The sequence below is a fragment of the Streptomyces sp. NPDC060209 genome (assembly GCF_042728155.1).
Lineage (GTDB): Bacteria > Actinomycetota > Actinomycetes > Streptomycetales > Streptomycetaceae > Streptomyces.
Genome location: NZ_JBHWZS010000149.1, coordinates 1 through 19970 on the forward strand (window position 1 = coordinate 1; position 19970 = coordinate 19970).

Consider the following 19970-nt stretch of genomic DNA (forward strand, 5'->3'; position numbering starts at 1 on the left):
CGCTCCCGAATGCACGCGCCCGATTTGCTCGCCGTGGCGCCACTGCGCCCGCTCGTGGTGCGGCGGCTATACCTGCGGGAACTGGGGGCCCCCCGTACGGCGGCCCTCGATTCCGTGCGTGAGCAGGGCAAGCTCGACGCGGCCCTGGAGGCGCGGATCCGGGCGGCCGACACCAAGGCGCGGCTGGAGGACATCTACCTGCCGTTCAAGCCGAAGCGCCGGACGAAGGCGCAGATCGCGCGCGAGGCGGGCCTGGAGCCCCTGGCCGACGGACTGCTCGGCGACCCGTCCGTCGACCCGCTCATCGCCGCCGCTGCGTTCGTCGACACCGAGAAGGGTGTGGCGGACCCGGCGGCGGCGCTGGAAGGCGCCCGGGCGGTCCTGACCGAGCGCTTCTCGGAGGATGCCGACCTGACCGGCGAACTGCGCGAACGCATGTGGTCGCGCGGCAGGGTCGTCGCGAAGGTACGGGACGGCAAGGAGGAGGCGGGCGCGAAGTTCGCCGACTACTTCGACTTCGCCGAGCCGTTCACCGCGCTGCCCTCGCACCGGATCCTCGCGATGCTCCGGGGTGAGAAGGAGGACGTGCTCGACCTGGTCCTGGAGCCGGAGGAGCCGTCGGAACAGCCGGGCCCCTCGTCGTACGAGAACATGGTCGCCCGCCGGTTCGGCGTCGCCGACCGCGGCCGGCCCGGGGACAAGTGGCTGGGTGACACCGTCCGCTGGGCCTGGCGGACCCGGATCCTCGTGCACCTCGGAATCGACCTGCGGCTGCGTCTGCGCACGGCGGCGGAGGACGAGGCCGTACGCGTATTCGCGTCCAATCTGCGGGACCTGCTACTCGCCGCACCCGCGGGTACCCGGGCGACCCTGGGTCTCGACCCAGGTTTCCGTACGGGTGTGAAGGTCGCCGTCGTGGACTCGACCGGCAAGGTCGTCGCGACGGACGTCATCCACCCGCATGTGCCGGCGAACAAGTGGGACCAGTCGCTCGCCACGCTGGAGCGCCTCGCCAAGGAGCACCAGGTCGACCTGATCGCGATCGGGAACGGCACGGCCTCCCGCGAGACCGACAAGCTCGCGGGTGAACTGTGCGACAAGCACCCCGAGTTGAAGCTCACCAAGGTAATGGTGTCGGAGGCGGGCGCCTCCGTCTACTCGGCGTCGGCCTTCGCCTCGCAGGAACTCCCGGACATGGACGTGTCGTTGCGCGGCGCCGTCTCGATCGCGCGCCGGCTGCAGGACCCGCTGGCCGAACTGGTGAAGATCGACCCGAAGTCGATCGGGGTGGGGCAGTACCAGCACGACCTGTCCGAGGTGAAGCTGTCGCGTTCCCTGGACGCGGTGGTCGAGGACTGTGTGAACGGGGTCGGCGTCGACGTCAACACCGCTTCGGCACCACTGCTCTCGCGGGTGTCGGGCATCGGGTCCGGACTGGCCGAGAACATCGTGGCGCACCGGGACACGAACGGCCCGTTCCGCTCCCGCCGGGCGCTCAAGGACGTGGCGCGGCTGGGGCCGAAGGCGTACGAGCAGTGCGCGGGCTTCCTCCGGATCCTGGGCGGCGACGACCCGCTGGACGCGTCGAGCGTGCACCCCGAGGCGTACCCCGTGGTGCGGACGATGGTGAAGCGGACGGGCGGCGACGTCGCCGCGCTGATCGGTAACACGCAGACGCTGCGCTCGCTGCGGCCGGACGATTTCGTGGACCAGAAGTTCGGCCTGCCGACGGTCACGGACATCCTCAAGGAACTGGAGAAGCCGGGCCGCGACCCGCGACCCGCCTTCCGGACGGCCACGTTCAAGGAGGGTGTCGAGAAGCTCGGCGACCTGACCCCCGGGATGGTGCTGGAGGGCGTCGTCACAAACGTCGCGGCGTTCGGCGCATTCGTGGACATCGGCGTCCACCAGGACGGCCTCGTCCATGTGTCGGCGATGTCGCGGACGTTCGTCAAGGACCCGAGGGATGTCGTGAAGCCGGGCGACATCGTGAAGGTGAAGGTCATGGACGTCGACCTCCCCCGCAAGCGCGTCTCACTGACCTTGCGGCTCGATGACGAGGCCGCCACCGCGGGCCAGGGCGGCGGGCAGGGCCCGAAGCGCGAACGGAACGCGCAGGGCGGCGGCGAACGGCCGCCCCGGCAGCGGCAGGGACAGGGGCAGGGACAGCAGGGTCAGGACGGCCGCCAGGCGGGCGCCGGCCAGCGCCGTGACAGGCGCGGGGGCGGTGCCGGCGGCGGGGGCGCACCCCGCCCCGCGGCGGCTCCGGCCAACAGCGCGATGGCCGACGCGCTGCGGCGAGCGGGCCTGACGGACGGCACCGGCCAGGGCGGACGCAAGCGCTGAGACGAGGGTGCGGGCGGACGGGGCATCACCCTGTCCGCCCGCCGCCGTTCCACCGGACACACACCGCTGACCGCGCTCAACACCGCGGCACTGTACGGGTGTCGTCAGAAGCATTGACATGCTCAGGACTCGCCATCACCCTGAGTGCCAGCCCGGGATGCAACCGGTTGCATTGCACTGGTCGCATCCCGGCAGCACGGACCACATGCCGGAGGAGTGAGGTTCCCCCACCTCTCGTACCCCCATCGACTCCCCGGCGGAAAGGACTGCCGATGCCCGGTACGACACGAAAACCCACCCGCGCCGCCCTCACCCCGGCGACCGGAGCCGCCCGCTTCAACTCCATCCGATCCCCTTCGGCTCCCTGACGCACGCCCTGATGTGCAACCGGTTGCAAACGATCGGTCCCCGGGGTCGCACATGGCCCCGCGGACCCAGGTGTGCACCGAGGGCCGGCAGGGGTACGTTCGGGAACAGGCAGCCGATGTCGCAGGGCGGGCAAGGGGAAACAACCGTGGCGATGACCATCCGTGATGTCGCGCAGGCCGCGGGGGTTCACGTCTCCACCGTCTCGCGGGCCTTCTCGGCCTCCCATCTCGTGAAGCGGGAGACCAGGGACCGGGTCCTGGCCGTCGCCGCGGAGCTGGGGTACCAGCCCAACGAGACGGCACGGGCGCTGACCACGGGCCGCACCCGGAATCTCGGGCTGATCGTCTCGGACATCGCCAACCCCTTCTATCCGCCGCTCATCAAGGCGGCCCAGGCGTACGCCCGTGTCCGCGGCTACCAGGTCTTCGTGGCGGACACCGACGAGGACGTCCAGGCGGAGGAGGAGCTGATCCGGACCCTGGCCCGCCAGGTCGACGGCGTGGTCCTGGTCAGCCCCAGGCTGGCCAACGACGTCATAGCCCGGCTGGGCGGGGACCTGCCCTTCGTCCTGGTCAACCGTCAGGTGGCGGGGCTCTCCGCCGTACTGATGGACGTGGCTCACGGCGCGGCCCTCGCGGTGGAACACCTCGCGGGGCTGGGCCATGGGCACCTGGCCCTGGTCGGTGGCCCGCGCGGGTCGTGGACCAGTGCGGAGATGCGCCGGGCCGCCGGGCGGGCGGCCTCGGACCACGGGATCCGGCTCGACGTCATAGGTCCCAACGCACCGACGGAGCAGGGCGGGATCGCGGCGACGGCCGCCGTGCTGAGGACGGGCGCCACCGGGGTCATCGCCTACAACGACCTGGTCGCCATCGGACTCATCGAAGGGCTCGACGACCGGGATGTGCGGGTGCCCCGCGACATCAGCGTGGTCGGCGTGGACGACACCGTGGCCGGACGGCTGAACCGGCCCCGGCTCACCACCGTCGCCATGCCCACCGCACCGGCCGGCCGGACAGCGGTCGATCTGCTGATCCAGACGGTCGAAACGGCGGGCGTCGGCCCCGCCACGGCGCAGACCACGCTGGCCACCTCACTGGTCGTCAGGGACTCCACCGCGACGGCGGACCGGTCGGCCAACTGATCGTCCGCACCACCTTATTGACCGGCCCGGGCGGGTGTCGTACCGTCACCGCTGTTCGCATACTCGAACTCGGTTCATCATACGGAATCTCGATCCGGAGCCGGGGTCGGCCTTCACCACCGCACCAACCACTGACAGGTGCCTGCGGAGGACGCCGCAGGCGGTGAAAGGAATAGCCAGTGCGCACTGAGAATCAGCACGTCAGAAGACGCGGCGGCCGTGCGGCCGCCACTTTCGTCGCCGTGGTCTCGCTGCTCGCCGCGGGCCTCACGGCACTCTTCGCGACCGGATCGGCCTCGGCAGCCCCGGCCGCGGGCTCGTACAACCTGGCGAACGCCGCCAGCGGTCTGTGTCTGGGCGTACCGGGCTCCAGCACCTCCGCGGGGACCCAGCTCGCCCAGACCGCCTGCAACGGCGCAGCCAGCCAGACCTGGAAGCTCACCGCGTCGGGCAGCGGCTACACCCTGGCCGCCGCGAACAGCGCCAAGTGCGCCGGTGTGCGGGACGCCTCCACCAGTGCCGGCAAGGCCGTGGAGCAGCAGAACTGCGGCGGTGCGGCCACCCAGGTGTGGACCCTGACCTCGGTCAGCGGCAACACCTACCGCGTCGTCAACAGCAATGGCGGCAAGTGCCTGAACGTGAAGGACAGCTCGACGGCCTCGGGCGCCCTGGTCCAGCAGAACTCCTGCGACTCGGTGAGCAGCAAGAGCTGGACCTTCACCGCCTCGGGCACCGTTCCCACGGACCCGCCCACCGACCCGACGGACCCGCCGACCGACCCCACCGACCCGCCCACGGACCGGCCGTCGTGGCCGACCGCCAACGGCAGCCAGGCCGTCTCCTCGACCATCGAGGTCTCGGGCACGTACGACGGTGGCATGAAGCGTCTGTACGGCAGCGGCGATCTGGGCAGCGACGGCCAGGACGAGGACCAGCCCGCGCTGATCGAGCTGGCGGACGGCGCCACCCTGCAGAACGTCATCCTCGGTGCCCCGGCGGCCGACGGCGTGCACTGCTCGGGCGCGTGCACCATCAAGAACGTCTGGTGGGAGGACGTGGGCGAGGACGCCGCCACCTTCCGCGGCAGCTCCTCCTCGACGGTCCGTACCGTCGACGGCGGCGGTGCCAGGCTCGCGGAGGACAAGGTCCTCCAGCACAACGGCGCCGGAACCCTGATCGTCAAGAACTTCCAGGTGGAGGACTTCGGCAAGCTGGTCCGCTCCTGCGGCAACTGCTCCACGCAGTACGCCCGGCACATCCAGCTCCAGAACATCTGGGCGACCACCCCCGGTGACTCGCTGGTCGGCATCAACACCAACTACGGCGACACGGCGCGGTTCTCGGACATCACGATCTACGACGACAGCGGTCGCGACCTGGATGTCTGCGTCAAGTACAAGGGCACGACGAGCGGCGAGCCCAGCAAGATCGGTTCGGGCGCGGACGGCACGAACTGCATCTACTCCTCGTCCGACATCACGTACGTCGACTGAGGCACCCCGCACGCACCGCACCTGCCTGTGAGCACCTGCCCGTCCCGGCATCCGGGGCGGGCAGGTTCTCGTGTCAGCCGGACTCGGTGACCTTGCCGTCGGACAGCTCCACCCGGCGGGTCGTACGGACCGCCTCCAGCATCCGCCGGTCGTGCGTGACCAGCAGGAGTGTTCCGGTGTACGCCTCCAGCGCCGACTCCAGCTGTTCGATCGCCGGAAGGTCCAGATGGTTCGTCGGCTCGTCCAGGACCAGCAGATTGACGCCCCTGCCCTGGAGGAGTGCCAGGCCGGCCCGAGTCCGTTCGCCGGGCGAGAGCGTGGTCGCGGGGCGCAGCACATGGGCGGCGCGCAGGCCGAATTTGGCGAGCAGTGTGCGCACCTCGGCGGGCTCGGTGTCGGGCACGGCGGCACAGAAGGCGTCCAGCAGGCTCTCCGTGCCGTGGAAAAGCTTGCGCGCCTGGTCGACCTCGCCCACGACGACGCCCGGGCCGAGCGAGGCGTGGCCCGCGTCGAGCGGCAGCCTGCCCAGCAGGGCGGCGAGCAGCGTGGACTTGCCGGCCCCGTTGGCGCCGGTGATGGCGACCCGGTCCGCCCAGTCGATCTGCAGGGTGGCCGGACCGAAGGAGAAGCCGCCGCGGGCGACGACGGCGTCGCGCAGGGTGGCCACGACGGAACCGGAGCGCGGTGCGGAGGCGATCTCCATCCGCAGCTCCCACTCCTTGCGCGGTTCCTCGACGGTGTCGAGGCGCTCGATCATGCGCTGCGTCTGCTTGGCCTTCGCGGCCTGCTTCTCGCTGGCCTCGCTGCGGAACTTGCGGCCGATCTTGTCGTTGTCGGTGGCCTTGCGGCGGGCGTTCTTGACGCCCTTGTCCATCCAGCCGCGCTGCATCTGGGCACGGCCCTCCAGCGCGGAACGCTTGTCGGCGTACTCCTCGAACTCCTCGCGTGCGTGCGTGCGCGCGCGCTCGCGCTCCTCCAGGTAGGAGGCGTAGCCGCCGCCGTAGAGGTTGATCTCCTGCTGGGCGAGATCGAGCTCCAGGACCTTGGTGACGGTACGCATCAGGAACTCGCGGTCGTGGCTCACGACGACGGTTCCGGCGCGCAGCCCCGACACGAAGCGCTCCAGGCGTTCGAGCCCGTCGAGGTCCAGGTCGTTGGTGGGCTCGTCGAGCAGGAAGACGTCGTAGCGCGACAGCAGCAGCGAGGCCAGGCCGGCGCGGGCCGCCTGGCCGCCGGAGAGGGCCGTCATCGGGAGGTCGAGGCCGATGGTCAGGCCGAGGTCGGCGGCGATCTCCTCGGCACGTTCGTCCAGGTCGGCGCCGCCGAGTGCCAGCCAGCGCTCCAGCGTCTCGGAGTACGCGTCGTCCGCGCCGGGCGCGCCGTCGACCAGGGCCTGGGTCGCGGTGTCCATGGCGGCCTGGGCCTCGGCGACCCCGGTGCGGCGGGCGAGGAACTCCCGTACGGACTCACCCTCGCGTCGCTCGGGCTCCTGCGGGAGGTGTCCGACGGTGGCGGTGGGCGGGGAGAGCCTCAGCTCGCCCTCCTCCGGCCGGTCGAGCCCGGCGAGCAGGCGGAGCAGCGAGGATTTGCCGGCACCGTTGGCTCCGACGAGACCGATCACGTCGCCGGGAGCGACCACGAGGTCGAGCCCTGCGAAGAGTGTGCGGTCGCCGTGTCCGGCGGCGAGTTCCTTGGCGACGAGAGTGGCAGTCATCAGGGTGACGATTCTAACGAACCGGAGCGGCCGGGTTTCCCGCCGGACCGGGGTGCGACCATGGCCCCTCCGGACTCGGCGCGGCGGGGATACGTGGAGACAGGGGTGAGCACGGTGGCGGACGTGATCGTGGTGGGTGGCGGGATCAGCGGGCTGACCACGGCACTGCTGCTGGCGGAGCGCGGCCTGCGGGTGCGGGTCTGGTCCCGGGACCCGGCCACCGCGACGACCTCCGCCGTGGCCGGCGCGCTGTGGTGGCCGTACAGGATCGAGCCCGAGGCGCTGGTGGGCGCATGGTCGCTCGAGACCCTCCGGGTGTACGAGGAGCTGGCCGCCGCCCCCGCGGAGACCGGTGTACGCATGGTCGCCGGGGTGCACGGGGGTGAGCGGCTGGCCGCGCTGGGGCCGTGGGCCCGCGCCCTGGATCAGGCGTCCGAGGTGGCGGAGGGGCTGCGGGTGACCCTTCCGCTGATCGACATGCCGGCCCATCTCCGCTGGCTGGAGGGCCGGCTGTCCGCTGCGGGAGGTGTGGTCGAGCGGCGTACGGTGCACGGTTTCGCGGAGGCGGCGGCGGAGGCACGGGTGGTGGTCAACTGCACCGGGCTCGGCGCCCGCGAGCTGGTCCCGGACCCCGGGGTGCGGCCGGTCAGGGGCCAGTTGGTGGTGGTGGAGAACCCGGGCATCGACGAGTGGTTCACCCAGGCGGATCCGGCGTCGAGCGCGACGACGTATCTCTTTCCGCAGCCGGGCGGGCTGGTGCTGGGCGGAACGGCGGAGGTGGATGATCAGCGTACGGAGCCCGATCCCCGCACGGCGCGGGAGATCGTGGCGCGCTGCGCGCGGGTGCGGCCGGAGATCGCGGAGGCCCGTGTCATCGGCCACCGGGTGGGCCTCCGGCCCGCCAGGGACGCCGGGGTGCGCATCGAGGCGGAGGACCTGCCGGGCGGCGGTCTGCTGGTGCACAACTACGGGCACGGCGGCGCCGGGGTGACGGTGGCCCGGGGCTGTGCCCGTGCTGCGGCCCAGCTGGTGGGCTGAGCCGCAGCACCGGTCAGGCCGGCGGGTCGTGCTTGTGGCGTTCGTCGGTGGTGACCTCCGCCGTGCCGGGTCCGATCCGGATCTCGAAGTCCCCGTCGTACTTGGCGTGCCCCTCGATGACCGCGGATTCGACTGCCTCCACGCCGAACTCCCTGCGGACGATCATCGGGTCGTGCCGCAGGTCCCTCATCAGGGCCACGCACATGCCGATCATGACGATGGTGAAGGGTGCGGCCACGAGAATCGTCAGATTCTGCAGACCGGCCAGCGCATCGCCCTGGCCGTCGCCGATGAGCAGCATGACCGCCGCCACGGCCCCGGTGACGACGCCCCAGAAGATCACGACCCACTTGGCCGGTTCGAGGACCCCCTTCTGGGAGAGCGTGCCCATCACGATCGATGCCGCGTCGGCTCCCGAGACGAAGAAGATGCCGACCAGGACCATCACCAGGATGCTCATGAGGGTCGCGACGGGGAACTGCTGGAGGACGCCGAAGAGCTGTGCCTCCGGGGTGGCGCCGACACCCTTGAGCTGACCCGACTCCTCCAGCCTGATCGCCGACCCGCCGAAGACCGCGAACCAGACCAGGCTGACCGTGCTGGGCACGAGGATCACGCCGCCGACGAACTGGCGGATCGTCCGGCCGCGGCTGATCCTCGCGATGAACATGCCGACGAAGGGCGTCCAGGAGATCCACCACGCCCAGTAGAAGACCGTCCAGCTGGCGAGCCAGTCGGCCACCGCCCCTTCCCCGGTGGCCTCCGTGCGCCCGGCGAGCTGGGCGAGGTCACCGAAGTACGCGGCGATGGAGGTGGGCAGCAGGTCGAGCACGATGATGGTCGGCCCCGCGATGAAGACGAAGATCACCAGGATCAGGGCGAGCACCATGTTGATGTTGGACAGCCACTGGATGCCCTTCTCGACCCCGGACACGGCGGAGGCGACGAAGGCGACCGTCAGCACGGCGATGATCGCGACCAGCAGGCCCGTGCCGGTCTTCTCCATCCAGTTGAGCTCCTGGAAACCACTGCCGATCTGGAGCGCGCCGAGCCCGAGCGAGGCCGCGGAGCCGAAAAGGGTCGCGAAGATGGCGAGGATGTCGATGACCCGGCCGATGGGCCCGTGGGCGCGCTTCTCACCGATGAGCGGCACGAAGACCGAGCTGATGGTCTGCCTTCTGTGCCGACGGTAGGCGCTGTACGCGATGGCGAGCCCGACGACCGCGTAGATCGCCCAGGGGTGCAGCGTCCAGTGGAAGAGAGTCGTGGCCATCGCCGTCTGCATCGCCTCGGCGGCGTCCTCGGGACGGGTCCCGGGCGGCGGATTGACGAAGTGGGCGAGCGGCTCACTCACCCCGTAGAACATCAGGCCGATCCCCATGCCCGCGCTGAACATCATCGCGACCCAGGAGATCGTACGGAATTCGGGTTCCTCGCCCTCCTGCCCGAGCGAGATCTTCCCGTAACGGCTGATCGCGAGCCAGAGGGCGAAGACCACGAAACCCGAAGCCGCCAGCATGAAGGCCCAGCCACCGTTGTGGATGAGACCGTTGAGCAGCGTGCTGGAGACGTCCTCCAGCGAATCGGTGGCCGTGGAACCCCAGACCACGAAGGCGACGGTCAGCACCGCCGTGACGCCGAAGACCACCCGGTCGGTCGTGGGGTGCCGGCCGTGATGCGGGTCGGAGGGTAGATCGGCCGTGACCGGGAGATAGTCCCCCCGCCCGCCCGAACCCTGCTCGTCGTGTGACACAAATGGCACCTTTCACGCAGTGCGAAATTTCGCTCTCCGTAGGCAGTACCACACGCACCGTATATCCTGCGGGACCAACAAGCCGTTCCGGCTTGACCGTTTGTGAGGCGATATGTCGCCCGGTCGCGGTGCGATCACCTGCTCGGCCGCCCGGATCAGACGGTTAGGCTGACGGCGTTCGTGCCGAACCCGCCAGTTCCAGCCGTTCCCAGCCGGGACGTGCGTGTACGAGGAGCGACTCTTGCCCGACCCGACCCCCGATCCGCAGCGTGACGTCCGGCCCACGCTGGAGGCCGTGGCGGCCCGTGCCGGTGTGTCCAGGGCGACGGCGTCCCGTGTCGTCAACGGCGGTGCGGGTGTGCGGCAGCCCTTGGTGGACCAGGTACGCAAGGCGGTCGACGAGCTCGGCTACATCCCGAACCACGCGGCGCGGACGCTGGTGACCCGGCGCAACGGCGCGGTCGCCGTGATCATCGACGAGCCCGAGTTGCGGGTCTTCTCCGACCCGTTCTTTTCCCGCCAGATCCGCGGGATCAGCCGCGAGCTCAACGCCCACGACGCGCAGCTGGTGCTGCTCCTGGTGGAGGGGAGCGGCGACTTCGACCGGGTCACCCGCTATCTGGCCGGTGGTCATGTGGACGGAGTGCTCGCCTTCTCACTGCACACCGACGACGAACTGCCCGCGATCATCCGGCGGTTCCGGGTGCCGACGGTCTTCGGGGGCCGGCCCGAACACGGGACGCAGGGCGAGGACGCACCGCAGGTGCCGTATGTCGACTGCGACAACCGGGGCGGCGCCCGCGATGCCGTACGCCACCTGGTCTCGCTCGGCCGGCGGCGCATCGCGCACATCGCAGGACCCCGCGACCAGACGTCGGCACTCGACCGGATCGACGGGTACCACGACGTGCTCCCGGACGCGGGACGGGAACTCGTCGCGGACGGCGACTTCACCGCGGAGGGCGGGGCACGGGCCATGGCGGACCTGCTGGACGCCCATCCGGACGTCGACGCCGTCTTCGTCTCCAACGACCTGATGGCGTCGGGTGCCCTGCGGGTGCTGCGCGAGCGGGGCGTCCGGGTGCCGGAGGACGTGGCCGTGGTCGGATTCGACGACATGACGTCGGTGGCGGAAGCCACCGAACCGCCGCTGACGACGGTCCGTCAGGACGTCGAGGGCATGGGGCGGTTGATGGTGAGGCTGCTGATGGAGCGGCTGAACAGCGACACGGGCGCCCGGCCCGAGTCCGTGATCACGCCGACCGAACTGGTCCGCCGGGCCTCGGCCTGAGACCCTGCCGGCCTGCCGTCACCGAGCGGGCCGGCACCCGCCCGTCGGGCCGCTGGCCCGTGCGGGTCACTCCGTCCCGCCCGGCCTCCCCCGTCCGGCCCGCCACTCGGCCCGCGCCGACCTGGCGAGCGGCAGATAGCGCAGGCGCTCCGGAAGCAGGGGCACGATCCGCCGAACCACGGCACCGAAGCGCCGCAGGCGCCGCTCCTGCTCCGGGGTCCAGTCGAGCCCGATGGCCTCGCGGGCGTCCGGCGGCATCAGCCCGACGGTGAGGAAGCTGCGGAACCGGGCCAGCGGCGGGAGAAGCACCGGCCACAGCGTCTTCAGGAGCAGCCGCAGGACGAGGGGCCCCCGGTCCGGAGGCGGTACGGGAACATCCGTGGCGACCAGTTCCCGTACGACGACGGTGGCCTCCACCTCGTCGGCCAGCATCTTGCGGTAGTACGGCCAGAACTCCTCGATCGTCTGCGGCATGTCCCGGTCGTGGATGCCCAGGATCCGTCCGACCTGGAGCCACTCCCGGTACAGGGCGCGCTCCTGCGCTTCGGTGAGCGGGCGCACCAGATAGCGCGACGCGTGCCGGTAGACGGGGAAGCCGGTGGCGTGCACCCACGCGTAGTTCGCGGGCGTGAGCGCGTGGTAGCGGCGGCCCCGGGTGTCGGTTCCCTGGATCGTGCGGTGCAGCTTCCTGAGCCTGCGTCCCTCCTCCGCGGCGGCCTCTCCCCCGTACACCCAGAGCTGGAGCGAGCTCAGGGACCGCTCACCGCGTCCCCAGGGGTCCGTACGGAAGACCGAGTGCTCGTCGACGCCCGCGCCGACGGCCGGGTGGGCGACCTGGAGGGTGAGGGCGGCGGGCAGCATCAGCAGTCCGCGGATGTCGCCGGCGAGGCTCCACAGGACGCCGCCCGGCGGGGGCGGTACGGGCTCTCCTGTGCTGGTCATGCTGGTGCTCCCGGGGTCGACGGGTGTTCGGATCGGTGTCCGGCCCGTGTGTGTTCCAGTATGCGATCGCGAGCGCGCCGGCGATCCTCAGGGGCGGCGGGACCACCTTCACGAGGATCCGCACCAGCCGGGCGAAGCGGCGCAGGGCGCGTTCCTCGCGCGGGCTCCGGCCGAGCCCGAGGCGCTCCCGCGGCACCGGGGGCAGGGTGCCGACGGTGACCAGCAGGGCGTAGTGCGCGGCCTTGGCGCCGGCGCGGGGGGGCGATCAGCAGGTTCCGGATGTCTCCGAAGCAGCGCCGGGCGGCGCCGCCTCCGAGAGGCGCCCCGACGGCGGAGCGCGGCTCGGCACCCTTGCCCATGTCCATACGGGCCCCTTCTTCGAATCTGTGTCAGCGGTGTTGACGCACCCCGTGAAACAAGTCAATAGTATTTGTAACTTTGACTCTCAGGTGAGAGGGACCGTCAAATGGCTTACCTGGCAACGGAGTTGCGCCCCGAGGCACAGCCGCTGGAAGGGTCCGGCCGTCATGTTCGTCCGTGCGTGACCGCGTCGCTAAGGGCTGTCCCGTAATGCCCGGTGGATCAGCGCGCGGCGTCGGATGCGGTGCACCGCAAGGCGGAGGGGCGTCCTCATACTGGGCGTATTCGGGCGATCCGACAACGCGGCGAGGTGCCGTAGCTGTCGTCGTGCGCCCGCCGGGGATTGCGGGACAGCGCTTGGCGGTATCCGGGAAGGACTTCAAGGGTCTCGGCCGAGGAGATCAACAGCTCCGGGATCTCAAGGTCCCCCTTCGCCATCGGCAGCACGGCACGCAGCTCGGCATCCGCGATGTCGACGTCCACGCGACGGTGCTGACGGCGTCCATCCGGATCCGCTTCATCGACGTCGGCACCTCGCGCATATGCATCGGCGCGGACATCATCCCGGCCGATCTCCCCGCCGCGATCCAGCTGCCCCGGCTCACCGCGAGGCCTGCTGAGGCGGGGCAGGTCCTCGTCGACGCCCAGGACGTCCGCCGCACCGGCCTCACCGCCGGCCCCCGTATCCGAACGGCCGTATCGACAGAGGAGGTCGCACCATGGGCCGCTACAGCCGACTGCGCGAGATCCGCCGGATGGATCCCGCCCGCGACTGCGCCGAGATACTCCAGCTGATGTCTCAGTACGAATTCCCGTGGGACTACCGTCAGGGCATCAGCGTCGCCTTCCTGCGCGACTACGGCGTCCCGCGGATCTCCGTACTGCTGGACCGCACCCAGGAATTCGAGCGCAACGGTCAGAAACGCTACGACGACACCGTCCTGTTCGGATACGAGATGGCGGCCGAGGGGTTCGATTCCGAGCGTGCCCGGGCCGCTGCCCGCCATCTCAACCGCATCCACGGCAGGTACCGCATCCCGAACGAGGACTACCTCTATGTGCTGGCCACCACGGTCGTCGGCCCCAAACGCTGGATCGACCGGTTCGGGTGGCGGCCACTGTGCGCCCAGGAGGCGGGAGCGCTGGCGGAGGTGGGGCGGCGGATGGCCGCCATGATGGGCATCGAGGGCGCTCCCGACACCTACGAGGGCTTCGAGCAGCTGCTCGATTCCTACGAGGCCCGGATGTTCGCCTACGACCCGGCGAACCGCCGTGTCGCCAACGCCACCTTCCGGGTCATGGCCGCCTGGTACCCGGCCCCGTTTCGCCCCCTTGTCGCCAGGTTCTCGCTCGCCCTGCTGGACGAACCGCTGCTGCGGGCGCTGGGCTTCCCGGAACAACCGCGGTGGATGCGGACGTCGGCCGTACGCCTGGTGCGCGCCCGGTCGCACGGTGTACGGCTGCTTCCGGCCCGGCCCCGGTGGCTGCCCTCCCGCCCACGGCCACGCAGCTACCCCTTCGGTTACCAGCTCGACGACCTCGGCCCGCACTGGGCGCAGAGCCGTCCGCTGGAGCCCCTTCCCATGGAGAAGTCATGACGACCGGAACGAACCCCGCGGAGCACACGATCGAGGACATCCGCGCCGCGGTGGCGCGGGCCAGGAGCGCCGGCCGGAGCTGGTCCGCGCTCGGGGCGCGGGAACGGCGCACCGGGCTGCTTCGGTGGAAGCGTGAACTGGCGCGCCGAGCCGACGAATTCGCCCAGGTGATCGCATCCGAGACCGGCAAGCCGGTGCACGACGCCCGCGCCGAGGTGCTGCTGGCGCTGGTCCACCTCGACTGGGCGGCGCGCAATGCCCGCCGGGTGCTGGGCCGGCGGCGGGTGCCGTCCGGCCTCCTGTCCGTCCACCAGCGGGCGCTGCTGGCCTACCGACCGCTCGGGGTGATCGGCGTGATCGGGCCCTGGAACTATCCGCTCTACACACCGATGGGCTCGATCGGCTACGCCCTCGCGGCGGGCAACGCCGTGGTGTTCAAGCCGTCCGAACTCACTCCGGGGGTGGGAGTTCTGCTGGCCCGGAGCTTCGGGGAAGCCGTACCGGGCCACGCGGATCTGCTGCAGGCGGTCACCGGCCCGGGTTCCACCGGGGCCGCCCTCGCCGGAGCCGAAGGACCGGCCGGTGTGGACAAGGTCGCCTTCACGGGCTCGCCCGGCACCGCCCGCAAGGTCGCGGCCGCCTGCGCGGCGACGCTCACGCCGCTGCTCGCCGAGTGCGGGGGCAAGGACGCGGTGCTGGTCGCGGCGGACGCCGACCTGGACGCGGCGGCCGACGCGATCGTGTGGGGCGCCATGGGCAACGCCGGCCAGACCTGCGCCGGGGTGGAGCGGGTCTACGCGGAGGCGTCGGTGCACGAGGCCCTGTGCTCACGCATCGTGAGCCGGGCGCGGGCGCTGGAGCCCGGCGACGCCTACGGCCCGCTCACCCTGCCGTCCCAGCTCGGCGTGGTGGAACGCCATGTGAAGCAGGCTCTGGTGGACGGCGGCACGGCCAGGCTGGGCGGGCCCGACGCCCTGCGGGCCCGTGTGCTCGGGCCGGTGGTGCTGTCGGGAGTGCCGGAGGACTCGCCGGCCGTGACGGAGGAGACCTTCGGCCCCGTCGTCGTGGTGAACCCGGTACGGGACATGGACGAGGCCGTGGAACGGGCCAACGCGTCGGCGTACTCGCTGGGCGCCGCCGTGTTCACCCGTTCACGGGCGGCGGGGCTCGCGCTGGCCGAACGCCTCGGCTCGGGCGCCGTGTCGGTGAACTCGGTGCTCGGCTTCGCCGCGATCCCGTCACTGCCGTTCGGCGGTGCGGGCGAGTCGGGGTACGGGCGGATCCACGGCGATGAGGGGCTGCGTGCCTTCGCGGCGCCGCACTCGGTCACCGTCCGGCGCTTCGCACCGGCGGTGGACCTGACGTCGTTCGCGACGCCGCGGGAGAAGGTCGCCCGGGCGGTCGAGCTGGGCAGGAAGCTGCACGCCCGCTTCTGACCGGGGTCACCCGGCGCTGAGCAGCGGCACCAGATAGCGGTGGGCGAAGGCCCGCACCTGCTCGTCGTCGTCCAGTTCGAAGCAGCTCACCGGATTGAGGAGGAAGGAGACGGTGATCCGCACCATCAGTTCGGCGACCGGTGTCGGGTCCGTCTCCGGCCGCCCCTCGGCGCGCTGGGCGTGGCGGAGCCGGTCGGCCAGATATCCGCGCATCGCGAGGAAGGCCGGGCCGCTCTCCAGCGTGAGGAAGGGGAGCATGATCTCCGGCTCCAGCCTCAGCAGTCCGCCCACCAGCGGGTGTTCACGGATGTGCTTGAGGACGGTGACGAAGCCGGCGACGAGCCGGTCCTCCATGGTGGGCAGCGCGGCCACCGCCTCGTCCACGTCCACCACGAATCTGCGGTACTCCCGCAGCAGGCAGGCCGAGACCAGGCTGTCCTTGTTGCCGATCCGGCGGTACACGGTGACGCGCGAGACCTTGGCGCGCTTGGCGACGTCGTCGACGGTCGAGCGGCGCAGCCCGAAGGTCACGAACTGCTCGCGTGCCGCGTCCAGGATCTGTTCGCTCAGCGCGTCGGACGGTGGCGTCTCGACGAGCGCCCTGGCCAGCAGCGTCTCGTTGGTACCCGGTGCCGCCATGAGCCCTCCCCGTCCGTTGCCACCACTCAACCATATAGAAACCGCAACGGTGTTACCTGGTTCGTCTCTTTGTAACTCTCTCCTCCGGAGGTCTCGCATGTCCACAGTCCACGCCCTCCCGCGATCGCTCTCCCCCGAGCAGCGGGCATTCGTCACCTCCCTGCGCGACTTCGCCCGGCGCGAGTGCGGCACGCGCGAGCAGCGCGACGCACTGGCCGCGGAGGCGGGCGGTCCGCACGCCCCGTCGCTCTACGCCCGGCTGGCGGAGCTCGGCTGGCTCGGAGTGTGCCTGCCCGAGGCCTACGGGGGCTCGGGCGGCGGGATGACGGACGCCTGCCTCTTCCTGCGGGAGACCGCACGCGGCCTCGTACCGGCGGGCGGGTTCATCACATCGGTGATCACGGCGAAGGCGTACGAGCGCTTCGGCAGCGAGGCCCAGTGCAAGGCGGCGATCGGTGGTGCGGTGGCCGGCCAGGTGCTGTCCATCGCGATGTCGGAGCCGGAGGCCGGATCCGACGTGGCGGCGCTGCGGTGCAAGGCGGAACGGACGCCGGACGGCGGCTGGCTGGTCAACGGTCACAAGACGTGGATCTCCAACGCGCATCTGGCCGAGCACATCCTGCTGGTGGCCCGGACCGACGCGGGCGGCGCGAAGCACGAGGGGCTGACCATGTTCCATGTCCCGGCCGGAACGCCGGGGATCGGCATACGGCCCATCGAGACCATGGGTGGCCGTGAGGTCAACGACGTCTTCCTCACGGATGTCAGGCTGCCGGCCGACGCCGTGATCGGCACGGCAGACCGCGCCTGGACCCAGCTGATGGCCGGTCTCAACGCGGAGCGGCTCTTCCTCGCGGCGAACATGCTGGGTCTGGCCGAGCGGATCCTGGAGGACACCGTCGCGTACGTGCGCGGACGCGAGCAGTTCGGCCGCCCGGTCGGCTCCTTCCAGGCCCTGCGGCACCGCTTGGCCGACCTGGCGACCGAGATCGAGTGCGCCCGGCTGATGGTCTTCGACGTGGCGGCGGCCTGCGACGCCGAGCCGGAGAAGCTGTTCCCGCGGGAGGCGTCCATGGCGAAGCTCAAGGCGACCGAGACGGCCCGGCACGCGGCCCTGGAGGGCATGCAGATGATGGGCGGCTACGGCTACGCGACCGAGTACGACATGGAGCGCCATCTGCGGGCGGCCGTCGTGTCGACGGTGTACGGCGGCACGAGTGAGATCCAGCGCGACATCATCGGCAAGAGCTACGGCCTCTGAGAGCGACCCGGGTGCCCTGGCTCCGGTCCGGGGGCACCCGGTCGGCGGCCCTCACCCGTAGTCGTAGACCGTGACGTCGATACCGCGGTTCACCAGCCGCTCGGTGACGAGCGGTTCGACCCTGGACCAGGTGCCGCCCGCCAGGCCGCAGCCGATCCTCGGCATGTGCACCGACGCGCCCAGCTCGGCGGCCCGCACCGCCACCTCCCGCAGCCCCTCGTCGATCGCCTCGTAGCGCACCGGAACGCCCTTGCTGCCCGTGCGTATCCCCCGCTGGCCCACCACGTTCGCCACCCAGACGTACGGCTCGACCTGGACGAACTGCACGGCTCCCAGCCCGAAGTCGTTGCCCGCGCGCTCGCGGTGCCAGCGCCGGTAGGCGGCTTCGGGCCCGGACCAGCGGCGGGACACGGCCAGGACGAAGCCCTTGCCCCAGCCACCCAGATCGTTGCACACGTGCACGATCAGCTTGACGCCCTTGCCCTGGGGCGCGGTGGCGTCCCCCTGCACATACGTGATCCCCGACATGCACCCACGGTACGGGCCGCCACCGACAACGGCCCGTCGCTCAGGCCCCGCCCTCCGTGTACAGCCCGTCGAGGACTTCGCTGTAGCGGTCGCGGATGACCCGGCGGCGGAGCTTCAGTGAGGGGGTCAGTTCACCGGTCTCCGGGCCCCACTCCCGCATCAGCAGCCGGTAGCGCTTGATCTGCTCGGTGCGGTTCAGCCGGGCGTTCGCGGCCTCTACGGCACGTGCGATCTCCTCCTGCACCTCGGGGCGGGTGGCAGGGTCGCCCTCGATACCGCGGGCCGCCGCCCAGGCGGGTGCCATCTCCGCGTCCAGTACGAGGAGCGCCACCAGATAGGAGTGTCCGTCACCGTGGACGAACGCCTGTCCGATCAGCGGGTGTTCCTTGAGTGCGTTCTCCACCAGTGCCGGGGAGACGTTCTTCCCGGTCGAGGTGATGATCATTTCCTTCTTGCGGTCGGTGAGCCAGAGGAAGCCGTCCTCGTCCAGGCGTCCGATGTCGCCTGTCGCGAACCAGCCGTCCTCGTCCAGAGCCCGTTCCACGGTGCCGTCGGCGCGCAGATAGCCCCGGAACACGGTCTCTCCCCGGACCAGGATCTCGCCGTCCTCGGCGATCCTCACCTCCAGCCCGCCCAGCGGCCTGCCGACCGAGCCGAGACGGAACGCGGAGGGGCTGTTGGTGGTGAACACCCCGACGGTCTCGGTGAGTCCCCAGGCGTCCATGACGACGATGCCGAAGCCTGCCCAGAAGCGCACCACGTCCAGCGGCATGGGTGCGGAGGCACTGGCCGTCCACACCAGCCGTTCGAAGCCGGCGAGGGAGAGCACCGGGTCCAGGACCGTCTCCTTGGCGCGGCGGTAGGCGGTCTCCAGCTCCGCGGGGGGCTGTTCACCCCGCTCGCGGAAGGCCACGTGCTCGCGGGCCGTTTCCCCGGCCGCCTCGATCGCGGCCCGCTGCTCCTCGGGCAGGGTGGCGAGCGCGGCCTTGACGGAGGCCGCGAGCTTCTCCCACACCCGGGGGACCCCGAAGAACTGGGCGGGGTGCAGAGTGCGGGCAGCCGCTGCGACGGCCGCCGTCTCGGCGCAGAGATGGACGTGCGAGGCGCGGAAGACCGGCAGGTAGATGCCGAGCATCCGCTCGGCGATGTGGGCGAAGGGCAGGTAGCAGATGTGCGCGACGTGGTCCGGCAGCTCCACCACCCGGTCCAGGGCCAGCGCGTTGACGACCACGCTGCGGTGGGTCAGGGGCACGGCCTTCGGGTCGCCGGTGGTGCCCGAGGTGTAGACGACCGTGAGCGGGTCGTCGGCGCCCGAGGCCCGCCAGGCAGCCTCGAACTCCTCCTCGTCGTAGGCCTGTTGTCCGATTGCGTACAGGGAGGCGTACGTCGGACCGTCACCTGCGCCCTCCGGCTCCACGACGAGGAGCGCCTCCAGGGGGACGGTGGCGTCCGCGAGGAGGGGCTCCCAGCGCTCGCGTTCCCGCGCGCCTTCGACGACAGCCAGCCGGGCGCCGCTGTGCCGGGCGATGTGAGCGATCTGCCCGGGGGCGGCGGTGCCGTACACGGTGACCGGTACCGCGCCCAGGTGGGTGAGGGCCAGGTCGCTGAGCCAGTGTTCGGGGCGGTTGCCCATCATCATGAGGACCTGCTGGCCGCGTGCGACGCCGTGGGCGGAATACCCGGCGGCGAGTACCGCGGCCTCGCGGCGCACCTGCCGCCAGGTCAGGGTGGTCCATCCGTCGCCGTCGTCCGGGCTCTGCCATGAGAGGGCGGGCAGGTCCCCGTGGTCCTCGGCGTTGCGCGCCAGCAGGGCCGGCAGGGTGAGCCGGTCGGTCTTGGTGGGGATTCGCAGGATCGTGGTCACGGCCGTCTCCTGTCGCCGTCGGCCGGACCGCACGGGCCCGCACCGGAGGGAATTGACGCGCTTCGATGGTGCCGGAGACTTTCACACCACCAGTGAGACAGCAATACTGTTGCACTTGATTGGTACGACGGTCTCGGTGCACGGCACCACCACCCCGACGCGTCAACACGTCGGGGCGCCCACCGGAGTTCCGG

At 71.1% G+C, this 19970-nt stretch carries 15 protein-coding genes and 2 pseudogenes; 10 read left to right on the forward strand and 7 right to left on the reverse strand.

Annotated elements, in window-relative coordinates; all coding sequences use genetic code 11:
• From ACFWFI_RS25430 to ACFWFI_RS25445, 4 genes and pseudogenes are all read left to right on the forward strand, one after another.
• Positions 1 to 2346, forward strand: a 2346-nt coding sequence (locus ACFWFI_RS25430) for a Tex family protein (RefSeq protein WP_387394368.1), incomplete at its 5' end; no start/stop codon positions are given.
• A gap of 520 nt (positions 2347 to 2866) precedes the next feature.
• Positions 2867 to 3859, forward strand: a complete 993-nt coding sequence (locus tag ACFWFI_RS25435) for a LacI family DNA-binding transcriptional regulator (RefSeq protein ID WP_387394370.1) — start codon at positions 2867 to 2869, stop codon at positions 3857 to 3859.
• Between the two features lie 242 nt (positions 3860 to 4101).
• Positions 4102 to 4581 (forward strand): annotated as a pseudogene (locus tag ACFWFI_RS25440) (RICIN domain-containing protein); the annotation flags it as partial.
• Positions 4555 to 5352, forward strand: coding sequence for a pectate lyase (locus ACFWFI_RS25445; protein ID WP_387394394.1), 798 nt, complete (start codon positions 4555 to 4557; stop codon positions 5350 to 5352). The pseudogene ACFWFI_RS25440 and the gene ACFWFI_RS25445, both read left to right, overlap by 27 nt.
• A gap of 73 nt (positions 5353 to 5425) precedes the next feature.
• Here ACFWFI_RS25445 and ACFWFI_RS25450 read toward each other — a convergent pair whose 3' ends face one another.
• Positions 5426 to 7066: an ABC-F family ATP-binding cassette domain-containing protein gene (locus ACFWFI_RS25450; RefSeq protein WP_387394372.1), complete on the reverse strand. Its 1641-nt coding sequence runs from the start codon at positions 7064 to 7066 to the stop codon at positions 5426 to 5428.
• Between the two features lie 105 nt (positions 7067 to 7171).
• Here ACFWFI_RS25450 and ACFWFI_RS25455 point away from each other — a divergent pair, with 105 nt between their 5' ends.
• Complete coding sequence (locus ACFWFI_RS25455) at positions 7172 to 8104, forward strand: FAD-dependent oxidoreductase (protein ID WP_387394396.1); 933 nt, start codon at positions 7172 to 7174, stop codon at positions 8102 to 8104.
• A 13-nt stretch (positions 8105 to 8117) separates the two neighbouring features.
• Here the strand turns inward: ACFWFI_RS25455 and ACFWFI_RS25460 are convergent, their stop codons facing one another.
• Positions 8118 to 9857 carry a BCCT family transporter gene (locus tag ACFWFI_RS25460; RefSeq protein ID WP_387394374.1) on the reverse strand — a complete coding sequence of 580 codons (1740 nt, stop codon included), beginning with the start codon at positions 9855 to 9857 and terminating at the stop codon, positions 8118 to 8120.
• 241 nt (positions 9858 to 10098) lie between these two features.
• Between ACFWFI_RS25460 and ACFWFI_RS25465 the strand changes: the two genes are divergently transcribed.
• Entirely contained in the window at positions 10099 to 11148 is a 1050-nt protein-coding gene (locus tag ACFWFI_RS25465; RefSeq protein WP_387394376.1) for a LacI family DNA-binding transcriptional regulator, read from the forward strand.
• A 66-nt stretch (positions 11149 to 11214) separates the two neighbouring features.
• On the opposite strand, the gene ACFWFI_RS25470 is transcribed toward ACFWFI_RS25465, so the two are convergent.
• Both ACFWFI_RS25470 and ACFWFI_RS25475 read right to left on the reverse strand, forming a co-directional pair.
• A complete protein-coding gene (locus ACFWFI_RS25470; RefSeq protein ID WP_387394378.1) occupies positions 11215 to 12090 on the reverse strand; it encodes an oxygenase MpaB family protein in 876 nt (291 codons plus the stop codon).
• 130 nt (positions 12091 to 12220) lie between these two features.
• Positions 12221 to 12319, reverse strand: a pseudogene (locus ACFWFI_RS25475) (oxygenase MpaB family protein); the annotation flags it as partial.
• A 488-nt stretch (positions 12320 to 12807) separates the two neighbouring features.
• Between ACFWFI_RS25475 and ACFWFI_RS25480 the strand changes: the two are divergent.
• Genes ACFWFI_RS25480 through ACFWFI_RS25490 form a run of 3 tightly spaced genes read left to right on the forward strand, consistent with a single transcriptional unit; the run spans position 12808 to position 15484 of the window.
• The gene (locus ACFWFI_RS25480; protein ID WP_387394380.1) at positions 12808 to 13245 is read left to right on the forward strand and encodes a hypothetical protein; all 438 of its coding nucleotides are present in this window, start codon (positions 12808 to 12810) and stop codon (positions 13243 to 13245) included.
• Entirely contained in the window at positions 13170 to 14048 is an 879-nt protein-coding gene (locus ACFWFI_RS25485; RefSeq protein ID WP_387394382.1) for an oxygenase MpaB family protein, read from the forward strand. Before ACFWFI_RS25480 ends, ACFWFI_RS25485 begins: the two co-directional genes overlap by 76 nt.
• A complete protein-coding gene (locus ACFWFI_RS25490; RefSeq protein WP_387394384.1) occupies positions 14045 to 15484 on the forward strand; it encodes an aldehyde dehydrogenase family protein in 1440 nt (479 codons plus the stop codon). Before ACFWFI_RS25485 ends, ACFWFI_RS25490 begins: the two co-directional genes overlap by 4 nt.
• 6 nt (positions 15485 to 15490) lie before the next feature.
• Here ACFWFI_RS25490 and ACFWFI_RS25495 read toward each other — a convergent pair whose 3' ends face one another.
• On the reverse strand, positions 15491 to 16123 hold the full coding sequence (locus ACFWFI_RS25495) for a TetR/AcrR family transcriptional regulator (RefSeq protein WP_387394386.1): 633 nt from the start codon (positions 16121 to 16123) through the stop codon (positions 15491 to 15493).
• A 97-nt stretch (positions 16124 to 16220) separates the two neighbouring features.
• Here ACFWFI_RS25495 and ACFWFI_RS25500 point away from each other — a divergent pair, with 97 nt between their 5' ends.
• Positions 16221 to 17384: an acyl-CoA dehydrogenase family protein gene (locus tag ACFWFI_RS25500; RefSeq protein ID WP_387394388.1), complete on the forward strand. Its 1164-nt coding sequence runs from the start codon at positions 16221 to 16223 to the stop codon at positions 17382 to 17384.
• 51 nt (positions 17385 to 17435) lie between these two features.
• On the opposite strand, the gene ACFWFI_RS25505 is transcribed toward ACFWFI_RS25500, so the two are convergent.
• Positions 17436 to 17912: a macro domain-containing protein gene (locus ACFWFI_RS25505; RefSeq protein WP_387394390.1), complete on the reverse strand. Its 477-nt coding sequence runs from the start codon at positions 17910 to 17912 to the stop codon at positions 17436 to 17438.
• A gap of 40 nt (positions 17913 to 17952) precedes the next feature.
• Positions 17953 to 19776, reverse strand: coding sequence for an AMP-dependent synthetase/ligase (locus ACFWFI_RS25510; protein WP_387394392.1), 1824 nt, complete (start codon positions 19774 to 19776; stop codon positions 17953 to 17955).
• Between the last annotated feature and the right edge of the window lie 194 nt (positions 19777 to 19970).

Bases quoted from the DNA above. Each gene is read 5' to 3' on its own strand.
- ACFWFI_RS25435 (WP_387394370.1), top strand. From the start codon at position 2,867: ATGACCATCCGTGATGTCGCGCAGGCCGCGGGGGTTCACGTCTCCACC.
- ACFWFI_RS25450 (WP_387394372.1), bottom strand. From the start codon at position 7,066: ATGACTGCCACTCTCGTCGCCAAGGAACTCGCCGCCGGACACGGCGAC.
- ACFWFI_RS25470 (WP_387394378.1), bottom strand. From the start codon at position 12,090: ATGACCAGCACAGGAGAGCCCGTACCGCCCCCGCCGGGCGGCGTCCTG.
- ACFWFI_RS25485 (WP_387394382.1), top strand. From the start codon at position 13,170: ATGGGCCGCTACAGCCGACTGCGCGAGATCCGCCGGATGGATCCCGCC.
- ACFWFI_RS25490 (WP_387394384.1), top strand. From the start codon at position 14,045: ATGACGACCGGAACGAACCCCGCGGAGCACACGATCGAGGACATCCGC.
- ACFWFI_RS25495 (WP_387394386.1), bottom strand. From the start codon at position 16,123: ATGGCGGCACCGGGTACCAACGAGACGCTGCTGGCCAGGGCGCTCGTC.
- ACFWFI_RS25500 (WP_387394388.1), top strand. From the start codon at position 16,221: ATGTCCACAGTCCACGCCCTCCCGCGATCGCTCTCCCCCGAGCAGCGG.
- ACFWFI_RS25505 (WP_387394390.1), bottom strand. From the start codon at position 17,912: ATGTCGGGGATCACGTATGTGCAGGGGGACGCCACCGCGCCCCAGGGC.